21 protein-coding genes and 1 pseudogene are annotated in these 16,073 nt (G+C 60.2%); 11 read left to right on the top strand and 11 right to left on the bottom strand.

What is annotated here, in order from left to right; genetic code table 11:
* Positions 1-186 precede the first annotated feature (186 nt).
* A complete protein-coding gene (locus AB8841_RS06940; protein WP_370435067.1) occupies positions 187-1,224 on the bottom strand; it encodes an IS110 family transposase in 1,038 nt (345 codons plus the stop codon).
* Between the two features lie 206 nt (positions 1,225-1,430).
* Positions 1,431-2,132, bottom strand: coding sequence for a FadR/GntR family transcriptional regulator (locus tag AB8841_RS06935; protein WP_370435066.1), 702 nt, complete (start codon positions 2,130-2,132; stop codon positions 1,431-1,433).
* Between the two features lie 195 nt (positions 2,133-2,327).
* Between AB8841_RS06935 and AB8841_RS06930 the strand changes: the two genes are divergently transcribed.
* The 7 genes from AB8841_RS06930 to AB8841_RS06900 all read left to right on the top strand — a co-directional run bounded on the left by AB8841_RS06930 (position 2,328) and on the right by AB8841_RS06900 (position 8,751).
* Positions 2,328-3,323 (top strand): ABC transporter substrate-binding protein, encoded by a 996-nt coding sequence (locus tag AB8841_RS06930; protein ID WP_370435065.1) that lies wholly within the window; start codon positions 2,328-2,330, stop codon positions 3,321-3,323.
* Between the two features lie 9 nt (positions 3,324-3,332).
* A complete protein-coding gene (locus AB8841_RS06925; protein ID WP_370435064.1) occupies positions 3,333-4,181 on the top strand; it encodes an ABC transporter permease in 849 nt (282 codons plus the stop codon).
* Position 4,182: 1 nt separating this feature from the next.
* On the top strand, positions 4,183-4,983 hold the full coding sequence (locus tag AB8841_RS06920; RefSeq protein ID WP_370435063.1) for an ABC transporter ATP-binding protein: 801 nt from the start codon (positions 4,183-4,185) through the stop codon (positions 4,981-4,983).
* Between the two features lie 10 nt (positions 4,984-4,993).
* A complete protein-coding gene (locus AB8841_RS06915; protein WP_370435062.1) occupies positions 4,994-5,746 on the top strand; it encodes an ABC transporter permease in 753 nt (250 codons plus the stop codon).
* Positions 5,746-6,450: a fumarylacetoacetate hydrolase family protein gene (locus tag AB8841_RS06910; protein ID WP_370435562.1), complete on the top strand. Its 705-nt coding sequence runs from the start codon at positions 5,746-5,748 to the stop codon at positions 6,448-6,450. The genes AB8841_RS06915 and AB8841_RS06910 overlap by 1 nt, the downstream gene beginning before the upstream one ends.
* 127 nt (positions 6,451-6,577) lie before the next feature.
* Positions 6,578-7,795 (top strand): NADP-dependent isocitrate dehydrogenase, encoded by a 1,218-nt coding sequence (locus tag AB8841_RS06905; protein ID WP_370435061.1) that lies wholly within the window; start codon positions 6,578-6,580, stop codon positions 7,793-7,795.
* A gap of 104 nt (positions 7,796-7,899) precedes the next feature.
* Positions 7,900-8,751 carry a sulfite exporter TauE/SafE family protein gene (locus AB8841_RS06900; RefSeq protein ID WP_370435060.1) on the top strand — a complete coding sequence of 284 codons (852 nt, stop codon included), beginning with the start codon at positions 7,900-7,902 and terminating at the stop codon, positions 8,749-8,751.
* A gap of 460 nt (positions 8,752-9,211) precedes the next feature.
* On the opposite strand, the gene AB8841_RS06895 is transcribed toward AB8841_RS06900, so the two are convergent.
* Together AB8841_RS06895 and AB8841_RS06890 are read right to left on the bottom strand one after the other, a co-directional pair.
* Positions 9,212-9,700: a shikimate kinase gene (locus AB8841_RS06895; RefSeq protein ID WP_370435059.1), complete on the bottom strand. Its 489-nt coding sequence runs from the start codon at positions 9,698-9,700 to the stop codon at positions 9,212-9,214.
* Positions 9,701-9,742: 42 nt separating this feature from the next.
* On the bottom strand, positions 9,743-10,111 hold the full coding sequence (locus AB8841_RS06890) for a hypothetical protein (RefSeq protein ID WP_370435058.1): 369 nt from the start codon (positions 10,109-10,111) through the stop codon (positions 9,743-9,745).
* On the opposite strand from AB8841_RS06890, the gene AB8841_RS06885 reads away from it, so the two are divergent.
* Positions 10,070-10,516: a GrpB family protein gene (locus tag AB8841_RS06885; protein WP_370435561.1), complete on the top strand. Its 447-nt coding sequence runs from the start codon at positions 10,070-10,072 to the stop codon at positions 10,514-10,516. The genes AB8841_RS06890 and AB8841_RS06885 overlap by 42 nt on opposite strands.
* Positions 10,517-10,548: 32 nt before the next feature.
* Here the strand turns inward: AB8841_RS06885 and AB8841_RS06880 are convergent, their stop codons facing one another.
* Entirely contained in the window at positions 10,549-10,851 is a 303-nt protein-coding gene (locus AB8841_RS06880; protein ID WP_370435057.1) for a hypothetical protein, read from the bottom strand.
* A 232-nt stretch (positions 10,852-11,083) separates the two neighbouring features.
* Here AB8841_RS06880 and AB8841_RS06875 point away from each other — a divergent pair, with 232 nt between their 5' ends.
* On the top strand, positions 11,084-11,488 hold the full coding sequence (locus AB8841_RS06875; RefSeq protein ID WP_370435056.1) for a hypothetical protein: 405 nt from the start codon (positions 11,084-11,086) through the stop codon (positions 11,486-11,488).
* A gap of 9 nt (positions 11,489-11,497) precedes the next feature.
* Here AB8841_RS06875 and AB8841_RS06870 read toward each other — a convergent pair whose 3' ends face one another.
* The 4 genes and pseudogenes from AB8841_RS06870 to AB8841_RS06855 form a co-directional block, all read right to left on the bottom strand.
* The gene (locus AB8841_RS06870) at positions 11,498-11,818 is read right to left on the bottom strand and encodes a hypothetical protein (protein ID WP_370435055.1); all 321 of its coding nucleotides are present in this window, start codon (positions 11,816-11,818) and stop codon (positions 11,498-11,500) included.
* Positions 11,819-11,826: 8 nt separating this feature from the next.
* On the bottom strand, positions 11,827-12,327 hold the full coding sequence (locus AB8841_RS06865) for a hypothetical protein (RefSeq protein WP_370435054.1): 501 nt from the start codon (positions 12,325-12,327) through the stop codon (positions 11,827-11,829).
* Between the two features lie 225 nt (positions 12,328-12,552).
* A pseudogene (rnhA, locus tag AB8841_RS06860) lies at positions 12,553-13,005 on the bottom strand (ribonuclease HI); the annotation flags it as partial.
* 69 nt (positions 13,006-13,074) lie between these two features.
* Positions 13,075-13,323, bottom strand: coding sequence for a hypothetical protein (locus AB8841_RS06855; RefSeq protein WP_370435053.1), 249 nt, complete (start codon positions 13,321-13,323; stop codon positions 13,075-13,077).
* 363 nt (positions 13,324-13,686) lie between these two features.
* Between AB8841_RS06855 and AB8841_RS06850 the strand changes: the two genes are divergently transcribed.
* Together AB8841_RS06850 and AB8841_RS06845 are read left to right on the top strand one after the other, a co-directional pair.
* On the top strand, positions 13,687-14,148 hold the full coding sequence (locus AB8841_RS06850) for a MucR family transcriptional regulator (RefSeq protein ID WP_370435052.1): 462 nt from the start codon (positions 13,687-13,689) through the stop codon (positions 14,146-14,148).
* A gap of 193 nt (positions 14,149-14,341) precedes the next feature.
* The gene (locus tag AB8841_RS06845; RefSeq protein ID WP_370435051.1) at positions 14,342-14,992 is read left to right on the top strand and encodes an aspartate/glutamate racemase family protein; all 651 of its coding nucleotides are present in this window, start codon (positions 14,342-14,344) and stop codon (positions 14,990-14,992) included.
* A gap of 79 nt (positions 14,993-15,071) precedes the next feature.
* Here AB8841_RS06845 and AB8841_RS06840 read toward each other — a convergent pair whose 3' ends face one another.
* Both AB8841_RS06840 and AB8841_RS06835 read right to left on the bottom strand, forming a co-directional pair.
* Entirely contained in the window at positions 15,072-15,470 is a 399-nt protein-coding gene (locus tag AB8841_RS06840; protein ID WP_370435050.1) for a thermonuclease family protein, read from the bottom strand.
* Between the two features lie 8 nt (positions 15,471-15,478).
* Entirely contained in the window at positions 15,479-15,934 is a 456-nt protein-coding gene (locus AB8841_RS06835) for a hypothetical protein (protein WP_370435049.1), read from the bottom strand.
* Positions 15,935-16,073: the final 139 nt, after the last annotated feature.

The raw sequence follows: 16,073 nt of genomic DNA, 5'->3' as shown, positions 1-16,073 counted from the left end.
GGATTGCGGCTGCTGGCCCTGATGGGGGCGGCCAACACGGTCCCAATCTGCTGAGCAGGCTCTGACGCCTCTGACATTCGACGGGTTGTCCCTGTTCCCGGCCTGACCGGTCTCGCCATCACATCGCGTCGCTCTCACAACCTCTCAGAGCCGATCATTCCGGCTCGATCTCCTATACCCTGCTGCTCATCCGGCCGGCGCCGGCACATGACGGGGCTGGTACGTCTCCCCGCGCGCCAGGATAGCCCCAACAACACGCGCCATCTTGTTGGCCATCGCTACGCTCGCCACCCGCACCGGCTTGCGGGCCAGCAGAGCCAGCAGGCGGGGATCCGCCCGGTCCGGCTTATGCCTCGCGTGCCGGACCAGCGCGGTGGCGCCGACGACCAGCAGCTTGCGCAGATAGCGGTCGCCCATCTTGCTGATGCGGCCGAGCCGCTCCTTGCCGCCGCTGGAGTTCTGCAAGGGCGTCAGCCCGAGCCAAGCCGCAAACTCACGACCGGACCGGAACTGCCGCGGGTCAGCCACCGACGCGGCGAGCGCCGTGGCGCCGACCGGACCGATACCAGGGATGGAGGCCAGGCGCCGCGCCACTTCGTTGGTCCGGTGGACAGCCAGCAGCGAACGGTCGATCGCCTGGGCCCGGGCATGGGTGTCGAGTACCTGCCCGCACAGCAGACTGAGGACCTCCTGGGCTGTGGCCGGCACATCGGGCATGGCCTCCTGGGCGTGGATCTGGCGCGCGAGCCCTAGCGCCCGTTCCACGCCGTCCGCCAGGACGATCCCGAACTCGGCCAGCATGCCGCGGATCATGTTCACCAGTTGGGTGCGCTGCCGGATCAGTAGGTCACGGGTGCGATGAAGCGATAAGGCGGCCTGCTGCTCGGCCGACTTGACCGCCACAAAGCGCATACTCGGCCGCGTAACTGCCTCGCAGATGGCTTCGGCGTCGGACGCATCGGTCTTGCCGCGCTTCACATAAGGCTTCACATACGCCGGCGGCATCAGGCGCACGTCATGTCCCAGGCGCATCAGCTCGCGGGCCCAATGATGCGAGGTGCCGCAGGCCTCAATCCCGATCAGGCACCGGGGCAGCTTGGCAAAGAAGGGCAGCATTTGTCCCCGCCGCAGAGCCTTGCGCAGGACGATGGTACCTTCTGCATTCACGGCGTGGACCTGAAACACATGCTTGGCCAGATCCAGGCCGATTGTGGTAACTTTCATGACGGATGGCTCCTTGCTCCGGGTTTGCCTGACAGCAACCCATCCTGGCACTCAGATGCCGTCAGTGGGAGCCATCCACCTCATCTGCTGCTGACGAAGGGCACAACAGACATTCCCGAGACAGCAGCAATTTCCTTGGATGACCCCAAGCGGACTGTGGCTCGCCTCTCAACTAGGCCGGTGCCGTAACCCGAATCTTAGCACAATCAATCTGCTGCATCAGACTGCCGGGCCAGGAGATTGCGTTCGACGCTCTGGAGATGCGTGCGCATCGCCGCTGCAGCGCCATTCATGTCACGGTTTTCGATAGCCGTAATAATCACTTCATGCTCTTCGAAGCTGTGATGATTGGGGCTTGGCTTAATGGGATCCGAGCGGAGCCGGCCCCAGGTGACTGCCCGGCGCAGGGAGTTGAGCATATCGAACATCCCGAGGAGCGGGGTATTTTGCGTTGCTTCAGCGATAGTTCGGTGTAGGCGCGTGTCCCAGTTCTCATATTGCCGCCATGTTGCGGCGTCGCGGGTGCGCGTCTGACATAGCCTGAGTTCGGCAAGATGCATGGGAGTCGCGGTCAGGGCGGCTGCCCTCGCGATTTCGGGCTCGATGATCAACCGGGCCCGCATCAGCTCAGCCGGATTAGTTCGCTTAGCCAAGGTCGCGATGTCCGAGAGGGAGTCCGTCGGGCGATTGCCGATGAATGTGCCCTTGCCGACGTGGCGCCATATCTGCCCCTCCGCCTCAAGCGTTCCAAGCGCCTTTCTCAGCTCCGTGCGCGTAACACCAAGAGCCGAAGCCAGATCCCGTTCCGGTGGCAGGCGGCCATCCTCGGGCAGTTCTGCCTGCGCGAGGAATGCTCGCAGTTGGGTGACAACGCTGCGATTGGGTCCTGCCTCACTCAAAATATGCATTATATGATCCAACCAATCTTGAATTGGTTGGATCTATTATCTCAACAATAAATACAGTCAATTAGAAAAATAAATACAGTCAATTAGAAAAATGCTTGACACTTCCCCGCCCAATTGCAACCAATAACACATTGGTCGCGAATGGTGCGGCTGGCAAAAGAGCGGAACAACCGCCTGAAACCTCGGGAGAGAAATATGTTCAAGGGCTTGTTGTGCTTAAAGACCAGTGCGGCGGCGGTCGCCGTTAGTGTGGCGATGATCACGTCGAGCGTAGCGGAAGCTGCGAAGGTTCGCGTTGCCTTCGGCGACATCCCCAGCGTCGAATCCCTCCATCTGCTGGCCGCTTTCGAGCAGGCAAGGGAGAAGGGCGTCGATATCGAAGTCACCTATCTCAAGTCTGAGGACATTGCTGCTCAGGCTGTGGTCGGCGGCCAAGCCGATATCGGCGTTGGCGGACCTTACGCGCTCGTCCAGAAGGTCAAAGCGCCCATCCGGATGTTCATGCAGTTGTCGACACTGCGGTTCTACCCAGCCGTCAACGGAGAATTCTATAAGACCTGGAAGGATCTCGATGGGCAAGAGGTTGCGGTTCACTCACGTGGTTCCGGAACCGAGGCCATCATGAAGCTGATGGAGCAGCGGCAACGCATCAAGTTCTCCAAGATCAGCTACATTCCAGGCGCAGAGGTTCGTACGGGCGCTCTGCTTCAGGGCAATGTAAAGGCCACCATCGTCGATTCCTCCGGCCGCCGTCTCCTTGAAACCCAGGCTCCCGGCAAGTTCGTCATTCTCCCTCTCGAAGGCGTGAATGCGACGGACGAAGCGCTGTTCGCCAACACGAACTTTCTTGAGAAGAATGCGGAGGACGTCGACAAGATCGTCGAGGCCATCCTTACCACCTGGCGCGAAGTGACGGCCAATCCCGGCGTCGTTGCCGAGTGGCGCGCCAAGTACAAGCTGCTTCCTGACTTGCCTGCGGGACAGGTGAGCGAGATCGGCCCGTATTTCGAGGAACTGGCCAAAGGTAAAGCGTTCCCGCTCAATGGCGGTGGAGCTGCCGCGGCGAAGGACGACTTCGCATTCTACACCTTGTCCGGTCAGATTACGGGTGATCCCGCAAGTCTGAAGGTGGAGGATTTCTGGGATACCCGTCCGTTGGATCGCGTGCTCGTCAAAGTCGGCACCATGTGAGGCGCCGGTATGATGGCTTCCACCCAAGTCAATTCCCAAGTGAACGGCCCCGTGCGGGCCGTCCATTTGCCGCCGGCAGATCGCGGCCTGAGCTTTGGCCGGCTGTTTGCAAGCCACCCCATCATTGCAAGGATCGTCTCTCTCGGCCTGTTCTTCCTTGCCTGGGAAATCGCTGGGCGTGTGCCGATCAGCTACGCGTTCCCGACATTCCTGGACACGTTCTATGCCTTGGTGACGATGCTGCTCGATGGCAGTCTCTTCGTGGCCTATGCATCGACCCTTCAGCCATTGATCATCGGCATCGCCATTTCCGGGGTGGTCGGAGTGGGGCTCGGCATCGTGATGGGCCTGTCGCGCAAGGCCGAGTGGCTTGTGGCGCCCCTGTTCATCGTTCTGCAATCGGCCCCTATGGCGGCCCTCATCCCGCTGATCACGTTCGTGTACGGCATCGGATTGGCGGCAAAGACCCTCGCGGTGATCATGCTCGCTTTGCCGGTGATCGTCCTCAACGGCTACAAGGCGGTCCGCAATGCCAATCCGTCTCTGGTCGCCATGTGCCGCTCGTTCCAGGGCACGCGGATGCAGCAGATCATCAAGATCATCATTCCCGACGCCAGCCCAGTGATCTTTGCCGGGCTTCGTCTTGGTCTCGCGGCCGGCTTCATCGGCGTCATTCTGGCGGAACTGCTGATCACGCCCACCGGGATCGGCGATCTCATTACCTATCACCGTTCAGTGGCCAATTACGCAGAGATGTATGCCGCTGTGGTCTCCATCATCCTGGTCTCGACCCTGACACTCGCAGCTTTGGAGGCTTTCGAAATCCGGGTACTGCGCCCCGAAAAGAAGAGAGGCTGACATGACTGTACCTGCTTCTTCCATGAATGCCATGCCTCGCGCTGAGGGCGACAATGCCGTCGAAGTTCGAAGCATCTGCAAGAACTACGCCGAAGTCGAAGCTCTTCGTCTGATCGATCTCGACTTTCCACGCGGCAAGCTCACGACGCTGCTGGGGCCCTCCGGATGCGGGAAGACGACCCTGCTCAAGATCGTCGCAGGACTCATCGAGCCGACCTCCGGAGAGGTGCACGTCAATGGCAAGGTCGTCACGGGCCCGGGGCCGGAGCGCGCCTTCGTGTTCCAGGACTTCGCCCTAATGCCGTGGGCGACGGTCATGCGCAACGTGGCCTTCGGGCTTGAGTTGAAGGGCATGGGAAAGGTCGAGCGCCAATCCATCGCGCGCCATTACATCGCTGAAGTCGGCCTGACCGGATTCGAGGACAAATATCCCCACGAACTCTCCGGCGGTATGCGCCAGCGTGTAGGCCTGGCTCGCGCCTTTGCCGTCAACGCGGAAGTGCTGCTTCTCGACGAGCCGTTCTCGGCGGTGGACGAGCAGAATCGCCGCAAGTTCCAGGAGGATCTGCTGCATCTGGTGGGGAAGGAGCGCAAGACGTTCATCTTCGTCACTCACAGCATCGAGGAGGCGGTCTACATATCGGATCGGATCGTGCTTCTTTCCCGCCGTCCGAGCCGGGTTGCGCAGATCATAGAGCCGAAGATCGATCGGACTGCCTCCCCCGACGCCATCCGCCGTGACCAGGGCTATCTCGATACCGTCGAGGAGATCTGGCAGGGCCTCAAGCACTACGTGGATTGAGGAGGCGGCTATGAAAATCTATGGGTATCGGGTGCCGATGATGGCATCTCTCCTGGTCTGGTGCTTGATCTGGGAGCTTGTCGGCCAGTCCGGCTTGATGTTCCTGGTGCCGCCGCTCTCAAGCGTGCTGATGGCCGGCAATGCGATGGTGCAGACAGGCACATGGCAGTCGGCCGCCTTGATCACGCTGCACAGCTTCGTCATCGGCATGGCGCTGGCCATCGTGGTCGGCATCACGCTCGGCGTGCTGATGGGGCGCTTCAAGGCCGCGGACGAGCTGTTCAGCATCTGGGTCAACATCTTCGTCAGTGCGCCGCTTTCGGCACTGGTTCCGGTGCTGATGATCCTCTTCGGAATGGGCGAGACGACGGTGATCGTCACGGTCTTTCTCTTCGCGGTGTGGATCATCGTGTTGGATACGCGAGCCGGCATTCAGCACGTGCCGAACTCGCTGATAGAGATGGGGCGCTGCTATGGCGCCTCTCCCTTCGCTCTTTACGGGAAAATCGTTCTCCTTGCCGCACTGCCGGAGATCCTCGCAGGGATCCGACTTGGTCTTGTGCGCGGTGTAAAGGGTGTTGTGATCGGCCAGCTTCTGGTGGCGATCATTGGTTATGGCGAACTGTTTGAGCTCTACTCACGCAGCTTCGACATGGAGAACTTCTGGGCCTTGACGATCATCCTCTTCGCCGCGGCGATGCTGATGTCTGCAGCCATTGAACACATTGAGAAAAAAGTCGACTATTACGCAGGAGTAAGATGATGAATGCGCCTCTCGCTATGACCGGCTACGTCGTTCAGCCGGCCCCGGTTGTCACCTTGCCCGTCAAGGGCAGCGACAAGCTGTTCCCGATCCATCGCATCTATTGCGTGGGCCGTAACTATGCCGAGCACGCAATCGAGATGGGGCATGATCCGTCCAAGGAGCCGCCGTTCTTCTTCCAGAAGAATCCGGACAACATCGTCACCGACGGCAAGTTTCCCTATCCGAGCCAGACCTCGGACGTGCACCACGAGATCGAAATGGTCGTGGCCCTTGCCGAGGGCGGCGACAACATCCTGGTGGAAAAGGCTCTCGAACATGTTTTCGGCTATGGCGTCGGTCTCGACATGACCCGCCGCGATCTTCAGGGCGAGGCCAAGAAGCTGGGGCGCCCCTGGGAAGTCGGTAAGGCGTTCGAGGCGTCCGCTCCCTGCGGGCCGCTCGTTCCGGCAAGCGAGATCGGCCACCCGAATTCGGGCGCGGTCACGCTGAAGGTGAATGGCGAACTCCGTCAGCAGGGCGACCTCAACCAGCTGATCTGGAAGGTGCCCGAGATGATCTCGTATCTCTCTGGTCTCTTCACCCTGCAGCCGGGCGACATCATCATGACCGGCACGCCGGCCGGCGTTGGCGCGGTCGTGCGGGGTGACGTTCTCGAGGGTTACGTCGAGGGTGTCGGTAAGATCGAAGTCGTGGTCGCCTGATCCGCAATGCCCGCATTTTCGTAAGAGCGCGGGTAGGGGGAATAACAGCACCGCAGCGCATAGCATGTGCTGCGGTGAAAATTTGCGGCGGGACAACCGCCAATGTCTGACATAACAGGAGCTACACGTGGCGAAGATCAAGGTTGCCAATCCGGTCGTCGAGCTCGACGGCGACGAGATGACCCGCATCATTTGGCAGTTCATCAAAGACAAGCTGATCCACCCCTATCTCGACATCGACCTGAAGTACTACGATCTGGGCATCGAGCACCGCGACGCCACCAACGACAAGGTCACGGTCGAGGCCGCCGAGGCGATCAAAAAGTACGGCGTGGGCGTCAAATGCGCCACGATCACGCCCGACGAGGGCCGAGTCGAGGAGTTCAACCTCAAGGAGATGTGGAAGTCGCCCAACGGCACGATCCGCAACATCCTCGGCGGCGTGATCTTCCGCGAGCCGATCATCTGCAAGAACGTGCCGCGCCTGGTGCCGGGCTGGACCCAGCCGATCGTCGTCGGCCGCCATGCCTTCGGCGACCAGTACCGCGCGACCGACTTCAAGGTGCCCGGCAAGGGCCGCCTGACGATCAAGTTCGAGGGCGAGGACGGCACCGTCATCGAGAAGGAAGTGTTCAAGTTCCCGGATGCCGGCGTGGCGATGGCCATGTACAACCTCGACGAGTCGATCCGCGACTTCGCCCGGGCTTCGATGAACTACGGCCTGATGCGCAAGTACCCGGTCTATCTGTCGACCAAGAACACCATCCTCAAGGCCTATGACGGGCGCTTCAAGGACATCTTCCAGGAGGTCTACGAGGCCGAGTTCAAGGCCAAGTTCGCGGCGGCCGGGATCACCTACGAGCACCGCCTGATCGACGACATGGTGGCCTCGGCCCTGAAGTGGTCGGGCGGCTATGTCTGGGCGTGCAAGAACTACGACGGCGACGTGCAGTCGGATACGGTGGCGCAGGGCTTCGGCTCGCTCGGCCTGATGACCTCGGTGCTGATGACGCCGGACGGCCAGACCGTCGAGGCGGAAGCTGCCCACGGCACGGTGACGCGCCACTACCGCGAGCACCAGAAGGGCAAGGAGACCTCGACCAACTCGATCGCGTCGATCTTCGCCTGGACCCGCGGCCTCAGCCATCGCGCCAAGCTCGACGACAATCCGGAGCTGGCCAAGTTCGCCGCCACCCTCGAGAAGGTCTGCGTCGACACGGTCGAGGCCGGCTTCATGACCAAGGACCTCGCGCTCCTCGTCGGTGCCGAGCAGAAGTGGCTCTCCACCACCGGCTTCCTCGACAAGATCGACGAGAACCTCAAAATCGCCATGACGGCCTCTTGAGACCAAAGCCCCTCCCCAGAAAACGGGAGGGGCTTTCTACCATTTAGTCATTCGGGCCGATTGCATTCCCGAGAAGCCGCGTTCTTCAATAGATACGGACCCTCATGTTCGGCATTCCCCTTTTCGATCTCGCCTGGCTCGTCGTGGCGCTTCTGGCGGCCGGTGCCGTCACGGGCCTACTCGCCGGCGTCTTCGGCGTCGGCGGCGGCGCGGTGGCCGTGCCGATCCTCTACGAGCTGTTCCGGTTCCTCGACGTGCCGGACGATGTGCGCATGCCGCTCTCGGTCGGCACGTCGCTCGCCATCATCGTGCCCACCTCGATCCGCTCCTTCAACGCGCACCGGGCCAAGGGCGCGGTCGACATGTCGATCCTGAGGGTCTGGGCCGTACCGGTGGTGATCGGCGTCATCATGGGCAGCGTGATCGCGCGCTATGCGCCGGCGGATCTGTTCAAGGGCGTGTTCGTGGTGGTGGCGGGCTTTTCGGCGATCCGCCTGCTCTTCGGCAAGGACACCTGGCGCTTCGGCCTCGACATGCCCGCCAAGCCCATCATGGTGGCCTATGGCTGGCTCATCGGCGTGCTCTCGGCGCTCATGGGCATCGGCGGCGGGCAGCTCTCGAACCTGTTCATGACCTTCTACAACCGCCCGATCCATCAGGCGGTGGCGACCTCCTCGGGCTTAGGCATCCTGATCTCGATCCCTGGCCTCATCGGCTACATCTATGCGGGCTGGCCGCACATGGCGGATTATCCGAATGTCATGGCCTTCCAGCCGCCTCTGGCGCTGGGCTATGTGTCGCTGCTCGGCCTGGTGCTGTTCATTCCCACCAGCGCCTGGATCGCTCCCGTCGGCGCGCGTCTCGCGCACCGTCTGTCGAAGCGCCGGCTGGAAATGGCCTTCGGCATCTTCCTGCTGCTCGTCTGCGCCCGCTTCACCGCAAGCCTCCTGGTTTAAGGAACCTCGGGCAGCGGCGTCGGATGAAGGGCAGCTTTTGGCACGTTCTAGAGATAAGCCGAATGTCTGCCCGTAGGGCAAAAGCGGACTAAGGTTACTCGTGCCGGTAAAAGAAAGGCCGCCTGAGTGGCGGCCTCCATTCTGGTCGGTTGCGGCAACAATCGGTCAATTGGGCCGAACTTTGCTTCTCACCTCATAGGTGTAGTGGGAAGCGAAGTTCCCCGCACGTAAGTCCGTGAAACGACGGGGATTTCTCAAGACCAGATGGCCGTGCTCTAAGAGAGTTGCCGCAAAGCAAGGCAAAGTCCTTCCGCATCAGAGCTGTGGTGGCCTCGGACCAAGATCAGCGTCCAACGGACAACGCGCAGCGGACCTTCAGAGACTATCGCTCCAAGTCCCTGGTTGCCCTGGGGCGGGCTATCATGTGGCTCTGCATTCCATAACGTCCCGTTTTCGGAAACTACCCGATAGCAAGAACCGCTTCGGCAGCCTGCTGTGCGCTCTGTTCAGGTGTCAGTCCAGCCGTATCAAGAATGGCATTGCTGAAGGAACGGGCTTGGTAGCCCTCCTCATACATCTCGAGGATACGTTCTCGCTCGTCAGGTGTGAGCCTCCGGGCTCCCCGGTCACTGAGCGCCACCTCCAAGGGAGGTGCTAGCGTGAGAACCAAGAGGCGAGCTCCCCGCCTCTCTGAGGCACCTTTAACCTGGTTGTAGTGTGCCTGATCCAGAGGATAAGCCACAATCAGATAGTCCTCTGTGGCCTCCGCGATCTGGGTCTCGATCCGGCGCAAAGCGGCCTGGATCTTCGTGTCGAGAGGTGCATCATCCGGAGCGTCGTGATCATCGCCATCAATGAAGACGGCACGGGGCAGGAGATCGGCCAGGCCCCGACCAACCGAGGATTTACCACTATTAATTGGGCCGTTGAGATGGATGACGGTCAACATTGTAGCGCTCTACCACAGCCACTCGCAATCTATAAAGGCCCTTCATAGCAGTTCAAGCACTGCCTTGCAGTTGACAGGAAATCGAACCCACGTTTGGGTGCCTGCTTCAAGGGCCAGAGTGTGTCCGCCGAGCCGCTGCTTGTCGACACCAAAACGGCGGCGATTGCTGACCATCAACCGCTCGAGAGTAAAAGGATAGCCGTGCAAATGAACGATGATACTTGGCCGGACGAAGCCTCTATTGTTACCTTCGAAGAAGGCGATCCCGACGAAAACCCTTGGGTCAAGGGCGAGCCCAAGCGTGAAGAGATTGAGGTCGAAGGTTATAATCCACTTTGGGCATAAAAGTTTGAACGCTGCAGTGCGGCGATCGAAGCGGCGCTTCCGAAGGTTGCGCTGAGCATCGAACATGTCGGTTCGACGGCAGTGCCAGGGCTACTCGCGAAGCCAGTGATCGACATTGATCTGATCGTTGCGGACCCTGAGCAGGAGCAGGACTATGTCCCGGCTCTGACCTCGCTTGGGTACGATCCAACGGTGAGGGAGCGCTCGTGGTATCAGCACCGTATGCTGCGCCATGATAACCCGCGCGTGAATCTGCACGTGTTCGGGCCAGGATGCCCCGAGCACATCCGCCATATCCTATTTCGAGACTGGCTCCGCGAGCGGCCAGCGGACAGGCAACGCTATGCTGATGCAAAAATGCTGGCAAAAGATGGAGTAACGACTGCACCGGACTACAATCTGAGAAAGCAGAATGTAGTGCGCGAGATCTATCGCGATATCTTTAAACATCAGGGTTGGGTCGGTGGATAGTGGGCCTGCTGGATGACGGGCGGGAGCATGTTTCAGGCGACGCCGATGGCGAAAGAGGACTTGCCATCGATGGCGAGGACCTGGGCGCTGGTAATCGGCTCCTCGGTGTCGGCACGGACAAAGGTGTCGAAGAGGTGAGGATTGTATCGGACGCGAACACAATCGGGATGGTTTCGGACTGCCTCGACGTCTTGGTCGCGGACAAAACCTCTGGCGTAGGCATGGACGTTCGGGACGTTCTCCTCTCGCGTCCGGCGCAGCCCCGCCTGGCTAACCTCAAAGCGGACATCTCTGAGCACGATCTGCTTCGGCTTGGAGACAACTCTGCCTTTCATTTCGCCGGTCATCGCTTTCAGCGAGCTGCACGGGCGATGGAGATCGCAATAGGCACGAACCTCGCCAGTCGGAAGTGGTGAGCTGTTATCCATATTGACCTCGCAAGGGGGTAAGGGGAGCGACTGAGTCGTTCGTCATGTCCCAGACCACCGATCCGGATTGCCGGATCGGTCCGTTTAGGAAAAAAAGGACTGTCCCTTCTGGCGACGACCTGACCGACCCTGGGATCGAATGATGAAATCCAAGTGCCTTATCGCATCCGCCATGCTGTGTTTGTCCACGGCTCCAGGTTTCGCGCTGAATCTGAGGTGCGAACTGATTAGCGACCCGGTGGAAGCGGAGCGGATGGAGTCGGTGAACCGATTTGTCCTCGACGAAGTGGCGAACGAAGTTCACATGTACTCGCGCTACATGCCGAGTGAACCGGAGTGGAGCTTTCGGTCAGCCAAAGGCGACATCTTCGATCCGAAGGGAGATAGCTTCCTTGTCCGGAAGGATGTGACCGGCATCTACGGATCGGGCGTGCGGGCGGGCTTCCCCCACGCCTTCTACTATAACGCAGACACCGAAAACCTGACGTGGACCTATATCTGGAAGGACACGGTCACCAGGATGCAGTGGTTCTGCCGTTCCTGAGGGATCTCTTTACCGCATTTGGAGGATGAAGCGCTCGGTCCTCCGCAGCGCTTCCAGAGCTCGTTCCTGATGCGGATAGAGCCGCAGGCGGCTTGCCTTCCTTAGATCTTCTTGCGCGAAGGTAAACTCGTCGACGAGCTTCGAGCGGTCGAGCCCGATGTGCTCCCAGTAGCGGCGGGCCGTGGGCATGGCGTTGCCGCAGATGCGCTTAATTTGGCCAAGCAGCCCAAACTGCTCGCGAGCCTCGCAATATGAGGCGTCGGGATATTCTGCAGCCATCTGCCTGACTGCCGCTAGGACGCCGATCCGTGCCTTTTCTCTGTCGAGCATTGTTCGCCTCACTGATTGATCATGGGGCGCTCGGCCCGGAGGTCAGCAATGATCGCGGCGAAGTCGAGATCCTGTGCCTTGCAGAAGCCCATCAGGTCGAACAGGAGGTCCAGGATCTGGCCGTCCGACTTTCCCGCGATTTCTGCCCGCTGACGGGACCGCCGGCCGACCATCAGGACGAGTGAGCCTGGCTTTTCTACCAGGGGAGGCTCGACCCTGATCTCGGCGATTGTGACAAACAGCTGAAGCGGGTGGGTCGCGAGATCGGCAAGGCGCTTTTGCATTGGGGTTCGCCGAAGCCGCGCGGAGACGTAGCTGAGAACTGCGGCACCAACGGTGATCATCAGGAATACCCATGCGATCGACGTGCCGAGGATCATGTCGAAAATTGCGAGAGCCACGAAGATCACGGTTGCGCACAGTACCGGTCCCTCGTCGAACTTGGTCCAGATGGTTCGGAGCAAGCGGGATCGTGCCCAGGCCAGGGCCTGGGGTGCAATGATCGTCATGATTGTCCTCTCGCGGGGTTAGCGGGATTTCAGGTGGTCAAGGGCAGCCCGGGCGGCACTTCGGAGATCGGCGAGGGAGCCCGAGGCAAGAGCGTCCTCCAGGTGGCCGATCAGAAGCTCTTCTGGGGATTTTTGTGGGCTGAGGCTCACCGTCGCTGATGCCTCCCTGGGAGTGTCGACACGATTGAAGTCAGGGACGACAATCGTGCCCCGGCCGGCGTCGACGGCGAGGCGGTCGGCCATCTCATTGTAGCGATTGCCGCTGTGTCCGCGGACCCACACCCATTTGATTTCATGCATGGACGCAAGACGATCCAAGGCCTGCCACAGGTCCTGGTTCTCGACCGGCTTGTTCTGGGCGTTGCGCCAGCCCTTGCGCTTCCAATTCACGATCCATTCCGTGATCCCTTTGATCACGTACTGGCTGTCCGCATGGATCGTGAAACTGCATTTCTCGGATTCGAATAACTCGAGCAGCGCAATAGCGGCCGAGAGCTCCATCTTGTTGTTGGTGGTCTGCGGTCTGCCGTAGCCGGAAAGGGAATGCGCGTGACCGTGCCTGTCGAGAATGACGACGCCAAAGCCGCCGGGCCCCGGATTTCCGGAGCAGGCGCCGTCGACATAGGCGGTGACGACAAGGCGGCCCGCGGCATCGCGTGCGAAATGCTGGTCAAACATGCAGAGGATCTCGGCTGGGGATGGTTTCGAGGCGGTTGGGGGCGCGTGTGCGCCCCCGCGTGACCCAAGCTAGTGCCAGCGGGAGGCGAGGCTGGCATCTGTCGTGGCGCCAGGGTCGAACGAGACCTCCGCGGTCATTTTGCGCGGGAGACCTGTGTCGGCCGCAAAATTCAGCATGAGGGTCGCCCGATCTTCACTGCTGATGAGATTGAGGCTTATCGCCTTGAGAGCGCCGTGGGTCGGCTCGTACATGCGGCGATACCGGTCGCGCAGCTGGGTGAGGGTGACGTAACGGGAGTTCGTTTCGATCGCGATCATGTACTCTACTCTCGTGTTGGATCAGCTTGCCTGTTCGCCGTCGTTGATATCCGGCGGACTTTTGGGGTTTTCTCTGATCTTGTGAACCGATTTCGAGGCTATTTGAGAAGACATGAATACATCTTGGAAAGAGATTCGTTCGACGTTAAGAGCCTTTTGGGATTTAGATGCCCCGCCATTTTTCGCCCTGAAACTGGTCCGTTGACCAGACATCCAAAACACAGCAGATCCCAGATTGAACACAAACGCTACTGGAACATCCTAATAGCCTTTTGCCCTAATCAATTAACCTTCGGAGGAAGATCTCAACCGTAAGATTTTCCTTCATTCTCTGAACTACAATCGACCGAAGAGAGTATTCTAATGTCCGCAACGGAATCTAAGAGCGCTTCAACCACCACCAATTTGATCGAAACGACAGCGGATGTTGTGACCGCCTATGGGGCGAATAACTCAGTCGTTCGCGAGAACCTTCCGTCGCTGATCGAAAGTGTTTACGCAGCCTTCTCAAAAATTCATCTCGGCGGTCAGACCGAAAAGGCTCGCGAGCCGCTTGCGCCGCGGATGCCGATCAAGAAGACGATTACACCCGACTTCCTCATCAGTCTGGAAGATGGCCGCCAGTACCGCACCCTCAAGCGTCACCTGCGCGGTCTGGGCCTGACGCCTCAGGAGTATCGCGCCAAGTGGGACCTTCCGGCCGACTATCCGATGGTGGCACCGAACTACTCGAAGCAACGGTCCGAGATGGCGAAATCGATGGGTCTGGGCGCGCCGCAGAAGAAGGCCAAGAAGACGGGCAGTCGGCGCGCTGCGGCAGCCTGAGACCTCCTGCTAGTGGATAAAACCTGACGCTTGGTACCCCGCTGATAGCGGTGCACTTTCGATCGCCAATCGTGTTCGCCCTGGACCGGTTCGGATATTTATGCAAAGCCTCCTATGAGGGCCACCGTAGACGGACGCGGAAGCTTCTCTTTGATCGAGAGGTCCGCGACACGTTTTGACAGAAGACAATACCGTGACAATAGTCTGCCTGCACACGGCCGAAAGCAATATCGCTGTCTTTGAAGCCGCCGCCAGAGAACTCGGCTTTCCGGATGGAATCCTTCGTCACGTAGTCCGCCCAGAGCTTCTTGCCGCTGCGGAACAAGCGGGCGGTCTTACGCCAGATATCGCAAGCGAGACGGGTTCGGTGCTGCTTGGTCTCGCCCGTGACGCTGATGCTGTCGTTCTGACATGCTCGACCTTGGGGCCTGCTGCCGCCGAAGCCGGGAAGGCTGCGTCGGCTCCCATTCTAAGGGCGGATGGGGCGCTTGCTGAAAACGCCGTCCAGGCAGGCGGTAAGATTGTCGTTCTCTGTGCTGTCGAAACCACTATGGAGCCGACGGGCCAGCTCTTTGCTGACGCGGCGCACCAATTCGGTGCGACAGTTGAAGTTCGCCTTGTTCCTGGTGCATGGGCTTTGTTCAAGGCTGGGGACCGGGATGGCTATCTTTCGGCAATCGCAGAGGCTGGGGATGCAGCTTATGATGAAGGGGCCTCAATTGTCGCTCTGGCTCAGGCATCAATGGCGGGCGCTGCCGATCTTGTCAGAAAGGGGCCGAAACCGCTCAGAAGCCCAACGGCGGCTTTGGCTGCCGCTGCCGAGCAGCTTTCGCAAAAGGGCTGATTTTCGTGACAAGTAGAGGTCTGCTCGCCGCCCAATGCGACCTCTAAGCTTTTGGGTACGTCACGTCAGACTTTTACCACTAGGTCCACCGCCTCGCGTGCCCCCTGCGGATTAGCAGGCGGCCAAGATCGAGGCCGTCAATGGCGATACGGGCGAGCGTTCGGCCGTATCGATCTTTGCCTCGCCGACGGATCGTCACCGTATCGGCCTGGCGGATCGTGTCTCTCACGAACTCCGTTGCAGCAACGGCGCGGCTGAGCTCCCGACGAGACCGAGGGCGCCTAAGCTCGGGTGCGTCGATGTTCTGAACTCGGACTTTTTCCGAGACGGTGCGATCCGGCTTCAGAATCCAGATGGTGTCCCCGTCGACCACACAGAGAGTGCGTGGATCGATGGTTTCCCGCGTCGAATGGCGGATGACCCGCCAGATCAGCCATAGAAACAGCATGGCGACGGCGATCGGGATGAGCCTGTCCATGCCGTGCCTCAGGCCGTTGCCGTGGAGCCGGTGAGGTAGGATCCCGGGAAGGCCATGGCGCGCCTGATGCGCCGAAGGTGCTGAGCCGCGATCGCAGCATCCAGGTGGCGAATGCCCGTATAGACCCGGGGACTGACATAGCCGGCGGCCCTGCGCTTTTCCTCCTTGCGGATTTTGCGGGGATCGAGGTCCCGGATCAGGGAGACGGGTCCGAAATCCTGTCCGCGGCGGGCGAGGGTGTCCTGCAGGAACTTGCGGCCGCTTGGCGTGACCTCCATGCAGGTGATGCGCTTGCGTCCGCCGGCGGAATTCCGGGTCCGGCGAAGGTGTCCACGCTGAACGAGAGCCAGAACATCCGGAGTGACCGCGTAGCCCCACTTGATCTGTACGGCGAACCCGCTGTGGGCCGCCAGGCGCAGGTAGGCGGTGCGCCGGGCAAGGCTTCTATGTTTGTCAGCAGGCATGGGACGCTCCTGATTTCGGGGATTGATCGAAAACGATCTCGATATGGCGGCCCGGCAGAAAACGGTTGGAAACCCGGGGCGGGAGTACAAAAAGGGAACACAGGATGCTATATGACGGATGATGCTGCTTGTTTTCAGC

This window comes from Microvirga sp. TS319 (assembly GCF_041276405.1).
Classification (GTDB): Bacteria; Pseudomonadota; Alphaproteobacteria; order Rhizobiales; family Beijerinckiaceae; genus Microvirga.
This window is presented reverse-complemented; position numbering and strand designations above follow the sequence as displayed.